This window comes from Sphaerisporangium sp. NBC_01403 (assembly GCF_045040145.1).
GTDB lineage: Bacteria > Actinomycetota > Actinomycetes > Streptosporangiales > Streptosporangiaceae > Sphaerisporangium > Sphaerisporangium viridialbum.
Genome location: NZ_CP109534.1, coordinates 3,643,028 through 3,659,338 on the forward strand (window position 1 = coordinate 3,643,028; position 16,311 = coordinate 3,659,338).

The following is a 16,311-nucleotide window of genomic DNA, read 5'->3' on the forward strand; positions in this document are numbered from 1 at the left end:
CCGGGGAGCGTACGGTGACCGTGCTCGCGAAGCCGCGCCTGACGGAGGTCGAGGCCTCCGTCGAGCAGCTGGTGTTCGTCCGCGAGGACGAGTACACGGTCGCGCGCATGAGCGCCGAGGGGCTGAGCGGGTTCGTCGCCTCGGGCCGTGCGCTCGCCGGGGTCCAGCCGGGCGAGACGCTGCGCCTGGCCGGCGACTGGGACGAGCACCCGCGCCACGGCACCCGCCTGCTGGTCACCCGGTGCGAGCGGGTGGTCCCCTCCACCGTGCGCGCCATCAGGCTGTACCTCGGCTCGGGCCTGATCCGCGGCATCGGGCCGAGGCTCGCCCACGCCATCGTCAGCCATTTCGGCGACGAGACGCTCACCGTCATCGACACCGAGCCAGAGCGCCTCACGGAGGTCGTCAACATCGGCGCCGCGCGGCAGGCGCAGATCGTCCAGGCATGGGCCGAGCAGAAGGCCGTCGCCTCGCTGATGGTCGTCCTGCAGGGCTTCGGCGTCAGCCCGCTGCTCGCCGCCAAGATCTACCAGGTGTACGGCGACGACGCGAACGACGTCCTGGTCTCCGACCCCTACCGGCTGATCGGCCAGGTCAGGGGCATCGCCTTCCACACCGCCGACCGCATCGCGCTGCGGTCGGGCGTGCCGGAGAACAGCCCGCGGCGCGTCGAGGCGGCGGTCCTCGACCGGCTGGAGGCCGCGGCCGCGCGCGACGGGCACTGCTTCCTGCCGCTGCCCGTTCTCGTCGCCCAGGCGGCGAGCCTGGTCGAGCAGGAGGACGAGCCGGTCCACCGGGCGGTCGACGCGCTGGTGGCCGAGCGGCGGGTCGTCGCCGAGCCCTCTCCGTCCGATCCGGGGCAGGTGGTGGTGTACTCCAAGGAGCAGCACGGCCGCGAGGTCGGGCTGGCGGCCCAGCTGACCAGGCTGTGGCGGGCCCGCTCCACGCTGCCGCTGCGCCCGTTCGCGGAGGACGAGGGGCTGGACGAAGACCAGCGGGTGGCCGTGAACCTCGCCCTGACCAGCACTCTGTGCGTCCTGACGGGCGGTCCGGGCTGCGGCAAGAGCCACACGCTGAAGGTGGTCGCGGCGACGGTGCGGGCGATGGGCGGCACGGTGACGCTGACCGCGCCGACGGGCAAGGCGGCCAAGCGCCTGTCGGAGCTCACCGGCCTGCCGGCGATGACCGTGCACCGGCTGCTCGCCCGGCAGCCGGAGCCCGAGGAGGGCACGCTGTTCCAGCAGTCCCCCGCGGAGGCCGACCTCATCGTGGTGGACGAGGCCTCGATGCTCGACCTGCAGCTGGCCACCCGGCTGACGGCCGCGATCCCGTCGGGCAGCCACCTGCTGCTGGTCGGCGACAGCGACCAGCTTCCCAGCATCGGCCCGGGCAGCGTGCTGGCCGACCTGCTGCGCGTGGAGGAGGTGCCGCGCATCCGGCTGACCCGCGTCTTCCGGCAGGCGGGCGACAGCGGCATCGTCCAGGCCGCCCACCGCATCCGGGCGGGCGAGCTGCCGGCGCTGCCGGGCCGGGGCGGCTTCTGGTTCGAGGAGCTCGACGATCCGGAGCGGGTGGCCGAGCGGGTGGTCCACCTGGCCACGGAGGCGATCCCCCGCAAGCAGAACATCGGCGCCGACCAGGTCCAGGTGCTGTGCCCGATGCGCAAGGGCGCCACGGGCACCGCCGAGCTCGGCCGCAGGCTGCAGGAGCGGCTGAACCCCCCGCGCGAGGGCGCGGCCGAGCACTGGTCGGGCCCGTCGGTCTTCAGGGCGGGCGACCGCGTCATGCCGGTCCGCAACAACTACGACAAGGGCGTGTTCAACGGGGAGACCGCCACGGTCACGGCGGTGAGCGCCCAGGAGCGGCTGGTCGAGATCCGCACCGACGACGGCGAGACCGTCGAGTACTCCTTCGACGAGCTGGACGAGCTGACCCACGCCTACGCGATCAGCGTGCACCGCTCCCAGGGCAGCGAGTATCCCTTCGTGGTGGCGCCGATCGTGGCCGAGGCCAAGGGGGTCATGCTGCGGCGCAGGCTGCTGTACACCCTGGTCACCAGGGCCAGGTCGTGGGTGGTGCTCGTCGGCCGGCGGGAGGCGCTGGAGATGGCGGTGCGGCAGCTCGGCCACCGCAGGAACACCGGCCTGGCCGCCCGCCTCGCCCTGGGCATGGCCGGCTGAGCCCTCCCCTGCCTGAGCCTGATCCGTTTCGACGTCGTCCGGCCAGGTACGGAGAGATCCGATGACTCGCGCGAGCCACCCGAACGGCGACAGACCCTGACCTCACCGTGGACCGATCCATTCCAGGGCCGTGAGCTGTGCATTCCCTCCCGGGACGCCCGAACGCGTTTCCAGCGCATTATTCAAGTATTGCGTTCACATGTCAGATCCTGTCAGGATGCTCGCAAGCGGTCCGATGTTAATTCGGCGATGACATTCACCGCTTCGTGTCTTCTGGTGGCGTTCTGTCGAAGAAGCCCGATCCGCACGGAGAGGGCCGTGGAGCTCTCCCTGCTGACGCGGCACGCGCTCATCGCCGTCCGGCCCGTCCGGCTCCGATCGCGATCAGCGACGACCGCCGATCTGGGCGTCCGGGCTCTCACCGACACCTCCTCCAGCGGGCGCGGCGTGCACGAACAGTCGCTCTTACCCGAAGGAGTTCACGTGGCCGTCTCGCGTCGGAGGTTCATGACTTCCGTGGTGTCCGGGTCCGCTCTGGCGGCGGTGTCGTCGTCGCAGCTGGCGTCCGCGCTGACCAGCGCCGCCAGCGCGGCCAGCCCGGTGGGTGATGTGGTCGGGAAGATCACCGTGGGATACCAGGGATGGTTCGCCTGCCCGGGCGACACCGCACCGATCAACGGATGGTGGCACTGGAGCGCCAACATGGGCCAGCCCCCCTCCCCGTCCAACACCACGATCGTGGCCTGGCCCGACACGCGCGAATACCAGCGCACCTACCCCACCGCCTACGCCAACCTCGGCAACGGGCAACCGGCCACCCTGTTCTCCTCCTACGACCAGCAGACCGTCGACACCCACTTCCGCTGGATGCGCGAGAACAACATCGACACCGCCGCCCTGCAACGCTTCAACCCCATGGGCGGCGAAGGCCCCACCCGCGACGCCATGGCGACCAAAGTCCGCTCCGCCGCCGAGGCCAACGGCCGCAAGTTCTACATCATGTACGACGTCTCCGACTGGACCAACATGCAACCGGAGATCAAAACCGACTGGACCAACAAAATGGCGGCCATGACAGCCTCCCCCGCCTACGCCAAACAGAACGGCAAACCCGTCGTCGGCATCTGGGGCTTCGGCTTCAACGACCCGCAACGCCCCTTCGCCCCCGCCCCCTGCCTAGAGGTCCTCAACTGGTTCAAAAACCAGGGCTACTACGTCATGGGCGGAGTCCCCACCTACTGGCGCGAAGGCATCAACGACTCACGCCCAGGGTTCGGCGACGTCTACCGCGCCTTCAACATGATCTCGCCCTGGATGGTCGGGCGCATCGGCAACATCGCCGACACCGACAGGTTCTACACCAACATCAACGCACCCGACCAAGCCGACTGCAACGCCCACGGCATCGACTACCAGCCCTGCGTCCTACCCGGCGACGTCAAGAGCCGCCAGCGCGCCCACGGCGACTTCATGTGGCGCCAGTTCTACAACATGGTCCGCGTCGGCGCCCAGGGCATCTACATCTCCATGTTCGACGAATACAACGAAGGCAACCAGATCGCCAAGAGCGCCGAGACCCTGGCCATGGTCCCCACCAACTCCGGCATGCTGGCCCTGGACGAGGACGGCACCCAGTGCTCCTCGGACTACTACCTGCGCCTCACCGGGGACGGCGGCCGGATGCTCAAGGGCCAGATCGCCCTCACCCCCACCCGCCCCACCCAACCGACGGTCAGCGGGGACAAGCAGCCGCCGAGCACGCCGGGCAACCTCACGGTGACCGGGAAGACGGCCACCACCGTGTCGCTCTCGTGGACGGCCTCCACCGACAACGTGGGAGTGACCGGCTACCAGGTGCTGCGCGGCGGCACGGTCGTGGCCACCGCCCCCGGCACGCCGTACACGGTGACCGGGCTGACCCCCTCGACGGCGTACAGCTTCACCGTCACCGCTCGTGACGCGGCCGGCAACACCTCCGCCGCGTCGAACGCAGTGAGCGTGACCACCTCCCCGGCCTCCTCGGTGGTCGCCCTGCGCGCGAGGGCCAACAGCCGGTACGTGACCGCCGCCAACGGCTCGGCGCTGATCGCGAACGGGACGTCCGTCGGAGCCGGGCAGCAGTTCGAGCGCGTCGACCTCGGCAACGGCAACGTGGCGCTACGGGCCAAGGTCAACAACATGTACGTGTGCGCCGAGAACGCCGGAGCTCAGCCGCTCATCGCCAACCGCGCCGCGGTCGGCCCGTGGGAGACCTTCCAGCTGGTCACCAACCCGAACGGCTCGATCAGCCTCAGGGCACAGGCCAACGGCCAGTACGTGTGCGCCGAGAACGCCGGAGCTCAGCCGCTGATCGCCAACCGCGCCGCGATCGGCACCTGGGAGCAGTTCGACCTGGTCTGAACAGAAGGCGCCGGGCGGGCACCCGCCCGGCGCCTCCGCCCGCCTGGTGGTCCGCCGTCAAGATCCTCGCGTGCTTTCTGGAGCACGCCCTGTGGCCGTACTTCACCGGATACGCGGGCTGAAACGAGGCCGGCCGGTCATGGCCGCTGCCGATCGGCATGGCGTGCTCCGCGAGGAGGAGCCTCCTCGGCGCCCGATGACGCTTTATATCCGGCTACTTCCTGCCAGCGCCGCGCCCCGCCCGTAGCGCGATCGTCGCGGTAATCTCAATTCGCCGGGCAACGGAATTCGACCGGTGCAATGGTGTGTTCACGCGCCCATCGATTATGCGGTGGATATGCGGGTGAATGAAGCCACCGCGAAAACGGCAATGTATGACGCATGGGTACAGCTAAAGCATTCAGGTGTGGTGGAGGCGGCCGATGTCCCTGAACGAGACCAAGCAGACCCCGGAGTACGTGGCGCCGGTGCCGTCCGATGAGCCGGCCGAGATGCCCGCCGAGGAGCCGGCCCGGCCCCGGCGCCGCATGACGGCGGCCGTGATCGGCGCGGCCGTAGCCGTGCTGGCGCTGGGCGGGCTCGGATACGGCCTCCTCGCCGACCGCACGCCGCCTCCGGACGGCGGGCCCCCGCCGTGGGAGGCGCCCTCGAACCCCAAGCCGCTGGTGCTGGCCGCGGGCCTGAAGTTCGGGCCCATGGGCATGGCCGAGCACTACCACTCCCACCTCGACGTCTACGTCGACGGCAAGCCGGTCCCCGTCGCCGCCGACATCGGCATCGACCCCGGGTCAGAGGAGATGGCGGCCGTCCACACCCACGACACCCGCGGCGTGATCCACATCGAGACCGACGTCAAGGGCACGGCCTACACCCTCGGCCAGATCTTCACGGAGTGGGGCGTCACGCTGAAGGCCGGCCAGATCGGCACGCTGAAGGCCGGCAACGGCAAGACGCTGACCACCTACGTGAACGGCCAGAAGCTCGACGGCGACCCGGCCGCGATCGTGCTGAAGCCGCACCTGCAGATCGCCCTGGTGTACGGCGAGCCGGACCCGTCGTTCGCGCCTCCCGCCACCTACCAGTTCAAGTCCGACGAGTGACCCCGGCCCGCGGGGGTTCACCGACCCGGCCCAGCCTGTCGCGACGCCCTCGGTGTCCCTGAAGAGCCCGCCGCCGCCTATGTCCTCAAGCAGGAAAGGCCGGTAATCAGACCATGAATATAGGAACGCGATACCATCACTTCGCATTCTTGGCGCGGCAACGGCGTGGTCTATCCGCGTTACGGCGTCAAGGACACTGCGTGATGGTGTATCGGAGTCCACGAGAGCTCCGCTTCGAGGTCCGGGCCGGCCGAGGCGCGCAGGTCAGGCGCCTCGGCGCGGGTTTCACCGGCGGGCCGCTCCGGCGCGGCGCTTGGTCCACACGTCGAAGGCGACCGCGGCGAGCAGGACGATGCCCTTGACCAGCATGACCCGCTCGCTGGGCGACCCGATCAGCGACATGCCATTGTTGATCACACCCATGATGAGGCCGCCGGTGATGGCGCCGACCACCTTGCCCACGCCGCCCTGTACAGCCGCGCCGCCGATGAACGCCGCCGCGATCGCGTCCAGCTCGAACGCGTTGCCCGCCGTGGGCCCCGCCTGGTTGAGCCGGCCCGCGAAGATCACGCCGGCCAGGGCCGAGAGCACGCCCATGTTGACGAAGATCCAGAAGACCACCGACTTGACCTTGACGCCGGAAAGTACCGCCGCCTGCAGGTTGCCGCCGATGGCGTAGATACGCCTGCCGAACACCGCGCGGGTGGTGACCAGGGAGTAACCCAGCACCAGCAGCGCCAGCAGCACGAGCACCCATGGCAGGTTCTTGAAGCGGGCGAGCTGCACCACGATGGCGATGACCACCGCACCCGCACCGACGATCTTGAGCAGGAAGAGCGGCAGCGGGTCGACGCCCTGGCCGTAGCGCAGCCGCGCGGCGCGGGTGCGCCACTGGGCCGCCACCATGCCCGCGACCGCGACGACGCCGAGCAGGAGGCTGAACAGGTCGGCACCGCCCAGCGGGCCGAGCCCGATGTTGCCGAGGTAGCCGTCGGTGAACCCGTTGGACAGGGTGCGGACCGGGTCGGGGAAGGGGCCGATGCCCTGGTTGCCCAGCACGGTGAGGGTGAGGGCGCGGAACAGCAGCATGCCGGCCAGGGTGACGATGAACGCCGGAATGCCGTAGTAGGCGATCCAGAAGCCCTGCCAGGCGCCGATGACCCCGCCCGCGACGAGGGTGAGTAGCAGCGCGAGCGGCCAGGGGACGCCGTAGTTGACCATCAGCACCGCCGCGACGGCGCCGGTGACGGCGACCACCGAGCCCACCGACAGGTCGATGTGCCCGGCGATGATGATGAGGATCATGCCGATGGAGAGGATCAGGATGTAGGAGTTCTGGACGATGATGTTGGAGATGTTCTGCGGTTCCAGCAGGGCGCCGTCGGTCAGCACGGAGAACAGCACGACGATCAGCGCGAACGCGATGTAGATGCCGCTCTGCCGCACGTTGAGCGAGATGCCGAGCAGCGACGCGCGGCTCGGCGGCTGCGCGGGACCGGAGTCCCCGCCCGGGACGACCTCGGCGCCGGCGTGGGAGATGCCGCTCATCGGATCTACTCCTGTCCCTTCGTCATGTAGTGCATCAGGCGTTCCTGCGTCGCGTCCTCGCGGCGGACCTCGCCGGTGACGCGGCCGGCCGAGAGCGCGTAGATGCGATCGCACAGGCCCAGCAGCTCCGGCAGTTCCGAGGAGATGACCAGGACCGCCTTACCCTGGTCGGCCAGGCGGTTGATGATCGAGTAGATCTCGTACTTGGCGCCCACGTCGATGCCGCGGGTCGGCTCGTCCAGGATGAGCACGTCGGCGTCCGTGAAGATCCACTTGGACAGGACGACCTTCTGCTGGTTGCCGCCGCTGAGCTTCCCGGTGACGCTGAGCACGCTGGGCGCCTTGATGTTCATGCTCCCGCGGAACTCCTCGGCGACCCGGTACTCCTCGTTCTCGTTGACCCACCCCCGGCGGGCCAGCTTGGACAGCTCGGCCGCCGAGATGTTGCGCTTGATGTCCTCGATCAGGTTCAGCCCGTAGCGCTTGCGGTCCTCGGTGGCGTAGGCGATGCCGTGCCTGATGGCGTCGCGCACCGACCGGATCTGGACCTCGCGCCCGTCCCGGTAGACACGGCCCGTGATGCCGGTGCCGTAGGAGCGGCCGAAGACGCTCATGGCCAGCTCCGTGCGCCCGGCGCCCATCAGGCCCGCGAGCCCGACGATCTCGCCCCGGTGCACGGTCAGGCCGGCCCCCGAGACCACGACCCTGCCGCGCTGGGTGGGGCTGTGGACCGTCCAGTCCTCGATGCGCAGCGCCTCCTCGCCGATGTTCGGCTCGTGCGGCGGGAAGCGGTGCGAAAGGTCACGGCCCACCATGCCCGCGATGATGCGGTCCTCGGTGACCTGGCCGGCCTTCATGTCGAGGGTCTCGATCATGCGGCCGTCGCGCAGGATGCTGATGGAGTCGGCGATGGCCGCGATCTCGTTCAGCTTGTGCGAGATGATCACGCAGGTGATGCCGCCGTCGCGCAGGCCGCGCAGCAGTTCGAGCAGGTGGGCGGAGTCCTCGTCGTTGAGCGCGGCCGTCGGCTCGTCCAGGATCAGCAGCCGCACCTCCTTGGACAGCGCCTTGGCGATCTCCACCAGCTGCTGCCTGCCGACGCCGATGTCGGCCACCGGGGTCACGGGGTTCTCCGGCAGCCCGACCCGCTCCAGCAGTTCGCGCGCCTCGTGGTTGGTGCGGTTCCAGTCGATCAGGCCGCGCGTGGCCCGCTCGTTGCCGAGGAAGATGTTCTCGGCGATCGACAGCTGGGGGCAGAGCGCCAGTTCCTGGTGGATGATGACGATCCCGCGCTGCTCGCTGTCCCTGATGCCGGAGAAGTGGCACGGCTCCCCGTCGAAGGAGATCTCACCGTCGTACGAGCCGTGGGGGTAGACCCCCGACAGCACCTTCATCAGGGTCGACTTGCCCGCGCCGTTCTCACCGCAGATGGCGTGGATCTCCCCTCGGCGCACGGACAGGCTCACGTCCTGAAGTGCCTTGACTCCGGGAAATGTCTTGGTGATTCCACGCATCCGCAGAATGTCGTCGGTCATCTCGCTCACGTCTCTCGTGATGTCACGGCGGGGGTGCGGCGCCGTCGGCGCCGCGCCGCACCCCGGTGGGTCAGCCCAGCTGCGACTGGGTGTAGTAGCCGGTGTCGACGAGGTTCTTCTGGTAGTTGGTCTTGTCGACGATCACCGGCTCCAGCAGGTAGGACGGGACGACCTTGTTGCCGTTGTCGTAGTCCTTGGTGTTGTTCACCTCGGGCTTGCCGCCCTTGAGCACGGTGTCGGCCATCTTCACGGTGACGTCCGCGAGCTGGCGGGTGTCCTTGTAGATGGTGGAGTACTGCTCACCGGCGATGATCGACTTCACCGAGGCCAGCTCGGCGTCCTGGCCGGTCACGATGGGGTAGGGCTGGCCGGAGGTGCCGTAGCCGTTGCTCTTGAGCGCCGACAGGATGCCGATCGACAGCCCGTCGTACGGCGACAGGACGCCGTCGACCTTCGCGCCGCCGCTGTAGGTCTTGGTCAGCAGGTCCTCCATGCGCTTCTGCGCGGTGGCCGGGTCCCAGCGCAGGATGGCGACGGTCTTGAAGTCCGTCTGCCCGCTCTTGACCTTCAGGGTGCCCTTGTCGATGTACGGCCGCAGCACCGACATCGCGCCGTTGAAGAAGAAGGTGGCGTTGTTGTCGTCGGGCGAGCCGGCGAACAGCTCGACGTTGAACGGGCCCTTGGCCGAGCCGTCCGCGCCGTCGGCGGTCTTGAGCTTCAGGCCGACGAGCAGCGACGTGGCCTGCTGGACGCCGACCTTGAAGTTGTCGAAGGTGGCGTAGTAGTCGACGTTCGGGCTGTTGCGGATCAGCCGGTCGTAGGCGATGACCGGGATGTGCTTGTCGGCCGCCTCCTGGAGCTGCGTGGTGATGGCCGTGCCGTCGATCGAGGCGATGACGAGCAGTTTGGCGCCCTTGGTGATCTGGTTCTCCAGCTGGTTGACCTGGGTCGGGATGTCGTTCTCCGCGTACTGCAGGTCGACCTTGTAGCCGAGCTTCTCAAGGCTCGCCTTGACGTTGTCGCCGTCGTGGATCCAGCGCTCCGACGACTTGGTCGGCATGGTGACGCCCACCAGGGCGCCGGCGTTGCCCGCCGTGCCGGACGAGGCCTGGATGTCGGCGGTCTTCTGCGTGGAGCCGCACGCCGTCGTGACCGAGGCCAGCGCGAGGGCGGAGACCACCGTCGCCAGTCTTCCGAATCTCATCGTTCTGCTCCTTGAGGTGGGGTGGCCCGATGCGGGGGTGGAACCGGGCGCCCGGCGGAGACCTCGGGCGCGGCCCGCGCTGGATCGGCCGAGGCAGAGGCGGCCCGCGACCGGGGGCCGGGCCCAGAGCGCGCCCGGCCGGCATGGACGGCGACCTCCCGTATCCCTGTCAGGCGAGCGTTCTGCGCCCTACGCCTGAGCGGTTAGTGTTATCGCTAACAATTTGCCTGTCAATAGCGTCCGATAACTTCGCTGTAACAAGGCGGAAACCCTCGCGGGCCAGGAATTCCTAATAGGCGCCGGTCCGAGTGAGCGTTACCAATGGCAGGTGGGCGTCACCGGCGGCAGGCGGGGCCCGATCACCCGCGCGGCGGCGCGACGCTGTCGCGCACGACGAGCTCCGGCGCGATGGTGCGCCGCTCGCACCCGCGCTCCCCCTCGTCGATCTGCCGCAGCAGCACGCCGAGGCTCGCCGTCGCGACGGCGTTGAAGTCCGGGCGGACGGTGGTCAGCGGCGGGATGAAGTAGCCGGCCTCCGGCACGTCGTCGAAGCCCACCACGCTCACGTCGCCCGGGACTCGACGGCCGCGCTCGCTCAGCGCCCGCAGCAGGCCGAGGGCGATGTGGTCGTTCGCGGTGAAGACCGCCGTGACCTCGTCCATCCGGGCCAGCATCTGCCCGGCCTGGTAACCGGAGGCGGCCGTCCAGTCGGCGGACACCAGCGGCGGCACCTCGGCGCCCGCCTCCTCGAGCGCCCGCCGCCACCCCCTGACCCGCCCGGCGCTGTCGAACCAGTCGGCCGGCCCGGACACGTGCCACACCGTCCGGTGGCCGGCTTCGAGCAGGAACCGGGTCGCGTCGCGGGCGCCGGCCTCCTGGTCGACGGTGACCAGCGGGATCGACCGCTCGGGATCGCCGTCGATGGTGACTAGCGGGACGTCGGCCGGCAGGTCGTCCAGGGCCTCGTTGGCGGCGACCACCGGCGCGATGATCACAATGCCGGCCACCCGCTGGTCCAGGTGCCGCTCGACGGCCTCGGCCACGGAGCGGCGATCGAGGCTGCGGACGCTGCCGACGCTCACGGCGAACCCCGAGGCGCCGGTGGCCTGCTCGAACGCCGACAGCATCGACATCGGCCCGTACAGCGTGGAGCTCTGCGCGATGACGCCGATCACCTGGGACTTCCCGGTGACCAGGATGCGCGCCGCGCGGTTCGGGCGGTAGCCCAGCTCGGCGATCGCGGCGCGCACGCGGAGCCGGGTCTGCTCACGGACGTTCGGGTGACCGTTGAGCACCCGTGACACCGTCTGGTGCGAGACTCCGGCGAGGCGTGCGACGTCCGTCATGGCCGGCTCGCGAACGCTCCTTGTGCTCACTGGCTACCTCACTCGGTCGTTGTACGGGCCGGCCGCGCGCGGCGGCCGTGCGGCCCACGGCGCAGTGCCAGTGTCCCAGGGCCGGTCGAGCCGCGTGACACCCATGCCCCGGCGGGCGGTGACACGGGCGAGGTCGCGCTGTTAGCGCGCACAATCGCGGGGGTTCCGGCGGTCGAGGACGGTTAACGGCACGTTTCGACGTAACCATACCGTGACCCTGAAATCGCTTGACCGGCATTGTTGTTAGCGTTCACAGTCTTGCCCAGATGACGGAAGGGACGACCATCCCGGGACCGGCACCTTCTCTCCGCGCCGACCGTCCGCGACATGACCAGGGCGCCCGGTCCGGACGGCGGACCCGGCGCTCACAGCAGGAAGGACCCCCACAGTGGTGAAGAGAATCACGACGCTGTTACTGTCCGCCGCCCTGGCGGCAGCTCTGGCCGGTTGCGGGAGCGGCGGCGCCACCTCCGGCGGCGACGGCACGATCACCATGGGCTTCGCCCAGGTCGGCGCGGAGAGCGGCTGGCGCACCGCCAACACCAAGTCGGTCCAGGAGTCGGCCAAGGCGGCGGGCGTCGAGCTGAAGTTCTCCGACGCCCAGCAGAAGCAGGAGAACCAGATCAAGGCGATCCGCTCCTACATACAGCAGAAGGTCGACGTCATCGCCTTCTCGCCCGTCGTGGAGTCGGGCTGGGACACCGTGCTGAAGGAGGCCAAGGACGCCAGGATCCCGGTGATCCTCACCGACCGCGCCGTGGACTCCAAGGACACCAGCCTGTACAGGACCTTCCTCGGCTCGGACTTCATCGAGGAGGGGAAGAAGGCCGGCCAGTGGCTGGTCGACCAGTACAAGGACGTCAAGGACCCGGTGAACATCGTCGAGCTGCAGGGCACCACCGGCTCGGCTCCCGCCAACGATCGCAAGGCCGGCTTCGGCCAGGTCATCGCCGCCGACCCCAAATTCAAGATCATCGCTTCGCAGACGGGGGACTTCACCCGGGCCAAGGGCAAGGAGGTCATGGACGCCTTCCTGAAGGCCAACCCCAAGATCGACGTCCTGTTCGCCCACAACGACGACATGGGCCTCGGCGCCATCGAGGCCATCGAGGGCGCCGGCAAGGTGCCCGGCGAGGACATCAAGATCATCACGATTGACGCCGTCCACGACGGCATGCAGGCCCTGGCGGACGGAAAGATCAACTACATCGTCGAGTGCAGCCCGCTGCTCGGCCCGCAGCTCATGGACCTGTCCAAGAAGGTCGTGAAGGGTGAGCAGGTGCCCGCCCGCGTGGTGACCGAGGAGACCGCCTTCACCCAGGAGCAGGCCAAGCAGGCCCTGCCCAGCCGCAAGTACTGATCCCGGGCGGGCCGCCACAGCCGGCCCGTCCCGTACGACGACGAGGAAGAGGAGAGGGCGCCATGGCCACACCGGACCCGATCCTGCGGATGAGCGGGATCGGCAAGCGGTTCCCCGGCGTGACGGCGCTGGACGGCGTCGACTTCCGGCTGCTGCCGGGCGAGGTCCACGCGCTCATGGGAGAGAACGGCGCGGGCAAGTCGACGCTGATCAAGGTGCTGACCGGTGTCCACGACATCGACGCGGGCGAGATCGAGCTGGACGGCCGCCGCGTCGCCTTCGCGAGCCCGCTGGCGGCCCAGCGGGCGGGGATCAGCACGGTCTACCAGGAGGTCAACCTCTGCCCCAACCTCTCGGTCGCGGAGAACGTCTTCATCGGCCGCGAACCACGCCGGCTCGGCCGCATCAGGTGGCGGGAGACGCGCCGCCGGGCCGCCGAGCTGCTGGCGCGCCTGGAGCTCGACCTCGACGTGGCGGCGCCGCTCTCCTCCTACTCGCTCGCCGTCCAGCAGATGGTGGCGATCGCCAGGGCCGTGGACGTCGAGGCCAGGGTGCTGATCCTGGACGAGCCCACGTCCAGCCTCGACGCGGGCGAGGTCGCCCAGCTGTTCAGGGTGATGCGGCGCCTGAAGGACCAGGGCATCGCGATCCTGTTCGTCTCCCACTTCCTCGACCAGGTCTACGAGATCGCCGACCGCATGACGATCCTGCGCAACGGCAGGCTGGTCGGCGAGTACCCGACCGGTGAGCTGCCGCAGGTGGAGCTGGTCGCCAAGATGATCGGCCGCGAGCTGGCCGACCTCGAGAAGCTGGAGGGCAGGCCGCCGGCGCGGGAGGGCCCGCCGCTGGTGGAGGCCAGGGAGCTGGGCAGGGCCGGGGCGATCGAGCCCTTCACCCTCACCATCGGAAAGGGCGAGGTCGTCGGCCTGGCCGGGCTGCTCGGCTCGGGCCGCACCGAGATCGCCAGGCTGCTGTTCGGCGCCGACCACGCGAGCACCGGCTCGGTGCGCGTCGACGGCGAGCAGGCCGCCCTGCGCACCCCGCGGGCCGCCATGGGCCACGGCATCGCCTTCTGCTCGGAGGACCGGCGCGCCGAGGGGCTCATTCCCGACCTGACCGTGGGCGAGAACCTCCTCCTCGCCCTGCAGGCGACGCGTGGCTGGACCAGGCCGATCCCGCGGGGCAGGCAGGAGGAGCTGGTCGGCAGGTACATCGCGGCGCTGAACATCCGCCCGGCCGACCCCGGGCGGCTCGTCAGGAACCTCAGCGGCGGAAACCAGCAGAAGGTGCTGCTCGCGCGCTGGCTGATCCTGCGGCCGCGCCTGCTCATCCTGGACGAGCCCACGCGCGGCATCGACGTCGGCGCGAAGGCGGAGATCCAGCGCCTGGTGGCCGAGCTGTCCGACGGCGGCACGGCCGTCCTGTTCATCTCCGCCGAGCTGGAGGAGGTGCTGCGGCTCAGCCACCGGGTCGGCGTGCTGCGCGACCGCCGGCTGGTGGCGGAGCTTTCCAACGGCGGGAACCTGACCAGCGAGGCGCTGATGGAGACCATCGCGAGCGGAGGCCCCTCATGACGACCCTGCTGCGGCACCGGCTGCTGTGGCCCGTGGTCGTCCTGGTCGCGCTGCTGCTGCTCAACCTGGCCTTCACCGACGGCTTCCTGTCCGTCCAGATCAAGGACGGCCACCTGTACGGCAGCCTGGTGGACATCGCCAGGTTCGGCGCACCCCTGATCCTCGTCGCGCTCGGCATGACCCTCGTCATCGCGACCGGCGGCATCGACCTGTCGGTCGGCTCGGTCGTCGCGATCGCGGGAGCGCTGGCGTGCCTGCGGATCAGCGACCTGCCCGACCAGAACTCCGCGGGCGGCGTGCTGGCCGCCGCCGGGGTCACCCTCGCGCTCTGCTCGCTGCTCGGCGCGTGGAACGGCTTCCTGGTGGCCGGGGCCGGCATGCAGCCGATCATCGCGACGCTGATCCTCATGGTCGCGGGACGCGGCCTGGCGCAGCTCGTCACCGACGGCCAGATCATCACGGTCAACAGCACCACCTACAAGCTCATCGGCGGCGGGTACTGGCTCACGTTGCCGTTCTGCATCATCGTCGTGCTCGCCGTGCTCGCGCTCACCGCCTTCCTCACCCGCCGCCTGGCCCTCGGCCTGCTGATCGAGTCGGTCGGCGGCAACGCCGAGGCCAGCCGCCTGGCCGGCATCCGCTCGCGCGGGGTGATCATCATGGTCTACACCTTCTGCGCGCTGTGCGCGGGCGTCGCCGGGCTGATGGTCAGCTCGAACGTCTCCAGCGCGGACGGCAACAACGCCGGGTTGTGGATCGAGCTGGACGCCATCCTCGCCGTGGTCATCGGCGGCACCTCGCTGGCGGGCGGCCGTTTCTCGCTGTCCGGCACCGTGCTCGGCGCGCTCGTCATCCAGACGCTGACCACCACCATCTACTCGATCGGCGTGCCGCCGGAGACGACACTGCTGTTCAAGGCGCTGGTGGTGACCCTGGTGTGCCTGCTGCAGTCCCCGGCCTTCCGGGAGAAGGCGTTCCGCCGCCGCCGGCGTCCCCCGCGCGCGCCGTCGGCGCCCAAGGAGAAGGTGAGGGTCCCGGCATGACGACCGCCGGCATCCTGGCGGCCGGCCGCGCGCTGCCGCGCAAGTACGTGCCCGTCCTTGTGACCACCGGCCTGCTCGCGGCGATGTTCGCCGCCGGAGGCATCCGGTACAGGGGCTTCGCCGGCGGCCAGGTCGTGCTCAACGTCTTCGTCGACAACGCCTTCCTGCTCGTGGTCGCGGCCGGCATGACGTTCGTGATCCTGACGGGGGGCATCGACCTGTCGGTCGGCTCGATGGTCGCCCTGTCCACCATGATCTCGGCGAGCCTCGTCACGCACCACGGCTGGCCCGCCCCGGCGGTGATCGCGCTGGTGCTGGTGATCGGCGCGGCGCTCGGCCTGGGGATGGGCGCGATCATCCACTACTTCGAGATCCAGCCGTTCATCGTGACGCTCGCCGGGATGTTCCTCGCCCGGGGCCTGTGCTACACGATCAGCACCGAGTCCATCTCCATCACCGACCCGACCTTCACGGCGTTCGCGCAGACCAAGGTGCCCCTGGGCGCCGGCGTCTGGGTCTCCCCCAGCGTGGTGATCGCGGTGGTCACCGTGCTGGTGGGGGCGTACGTGCTGCACTACACCCGGCTCGGCAGGAACGTCTACGCGGTCGGCGGCAGCGAGCAGTCGGCCCTGCTCATGGGGCTCCCCGTGGCCCGGACCAAGATCGCGGTGTACACGATCAGCGGTTTCTGCTCGGCGCTCGGCGGGGTGCTGCTCTCGTTCTACATGCTGTCCGGGTACGGCCTGCACGCTGTCGGCATGGAGCTGGACGCCATCGCCGCCGTGGTCATCGGCGGCACGCTGCTGACCGGCGGCTCGGGCTACCTGCTCGGCACCGTGCTGGGCGTGCTCGTGCTCGGGCTGATCCAGACGATCATCAGCTTCGAGGGCACCCTCAGCTCCTGGTGGACCAAGATCTTCATCGGCCTGCTCCTGTTCGCGTTCATCCTCCTGCAGCGCCTGATCGGCGCCCGCAAGGAGCGGCACTGACC

11 protein-coding genes are annotated in these 16,311 nt (G+C 69.6%); 7 read left to right on the forward strand and 4 right to left on the reverse strand.

Going from position 1 to position 16,311, the window contains the following annotated elements; genetic code table 11:
- Positions 1-14: 14 nt before the first annotated feature.
- The 3 genes from OG589_RS16755 to OG589_RS16765 all read left to right on the forward strand — a co-directional run bounded on the left by OG589_RS16755 (position 15) and on the right by OG589_RS16765 (position 5,680).
- Positions 15-2,180 carry an ATP-dependent RecD-like DNA helicase gene (locus OG589_RS16755; protein WP_405150082.1) on the forward strand — a complete coding sequence of 722 codons (2,166 nt, stop codon included), beginning with the start codon at positions 15-17 and terminating at the stop codon, positions 2,178-2,180.
- 318 nt (positions 2,181-2,498) lie between these two features.
- A complete protein-coding gene (locus OG589_RS16760) occupies positions 2,499-4,580 on the forward strand; it encodes a fibronectin type III domain-containing protein (protein WP_405150084.1) in 2,082 nt (693 codons plus the stop codon).
- Positions 4,581-5,002: 422 nt separating this feature from the next.
- Positions 5,003-5,680, forward strand: a complete 678-nt coding sequence (locus OG589_RS16765; protein WP_405150085.1) for a hypothetical protein — start codon at positions 5,003-5,005, stop codon at positions 5,678-5,680.
- Between the two features lie 285 nt (positions 5,681-5,965).
- Here the strand turns inward: OG589_RS16765 and mmsB are convergent, their stop codons facing one another.
- The 4 genes from mmsB to OG589_RS16785 form a co-directional block, all read right to left on the reverse strand.
- Positions 5,966-7,228 (reverse strand): multiple monosaccharide ABC transporter permease, encoded by a 1,263-nt coding sequence (gene mmsB, locus OG589_RS16770; protein WP_405150087.1) that lies wholly within the window; start codon positions 7,226-7,228, stop codon positions 5,966-5,968.
- Positions 7,229-7,233: 5 nt separating this feature from the next.
- Complete coding sequence (mmsA, locus tag OG589_RS16775; RefSeq protein WP_405150088.1) at positions 7,234-8,763, reverse strand: multiple monosaccharide ABC transporter ATP-binding protein; 1,530 nt, start codon at positions 8,761-8,763, stop codon at positions 7,234-7,236.
- A 70-nt stretch (positions 8,764-8,833) separates the two neighbouring features.
- Positions 8,834-9,967, reverse strand: coding sequence for a multiple monosaccharide ABC transporter substrate-binding protein (gene chvE, locus OG589_RS16780; RefSeq protein ID WP_405150089.1), 1,134 nt, complete (start codon positions 9,965-9,967; stop codon positions 8,834-8,836).
- Between the two features lie 359 nt (positions 9,968-10,326).
- Positions 10,327-11,313, reverse strand: a complete 987-nt coding sequence (locus tag OG589_RS16785; protein ID WP_405150090.1) for a LacI family DNA-binding transcriptional regulator — start codon at positions 11,311-11,313, stop codon at positions 10,327-10,329.
- Positions 11,314-11,731: 418 nt separating this feature from the next.
- Here OG589_RS16785 and OG589_RS16790 point away from each other — a divergent pair, with 418 nt between their 5' ends.
- The 4 genes from OG589_RS16790 to yjfF all read left to right on the forward strand — a co-directional run bounded on the left by OG589_RS16790 (position 11,732) and on the right by yjfF (position 16,309).
- Positions 11,732-12,703, forward strand: coding sequence for an ABC transporter substrate-binding protein (locus OG589_RS16790; RefSeq protein ID WP_405150092.1), 972 nt, complete (start codon positions 11,732-11,734; stop codon positions 12,701-12,703).
- 62 nt (positions 12,704-12,765) lie between these two features.
- Positions 12,766-14,277, forward strand: a complete 1,512-nt coding sequence (locus OG589_RS16795) for a sugar ABC transporter ATP-binding protein (RefSeq protein ID WP_405150093.1) — start codon at positions 12,766-12,768, stop codon at positions 14,275-14,277.
- On the forward strand, positions 14,274-15,320 hold the full coding sequence (locus tag OG589_RS16800; RefSeq protein WP_405150095.1) for an ABC transporter permease: 1,047 nt from the start codon (positions 14,274-14,276) through the stop codon (positions 15,318-15,320). Before OG589_RS16795 ends, OG589_RS16800 begins: the two co-directional genes overlap by 4 nt.
- Positions 15,317-16,309, forward strand: a complete 993-nt coding sequence (gene yjfF / locus OG589_RS16805) for a galactofuranose ABC transporter, permease protein YjfF (RefSeq protein WP_405150097.1) — start codon at positions 15,317-15,319, stop codon at positions 16,307-16,309. Before OG589_RS16800 ends, yjfF begins: the two co-directional genes overlap by 4 nt.
- Positions 16,310-16,311: the final 2 nt, after the last annotated feature.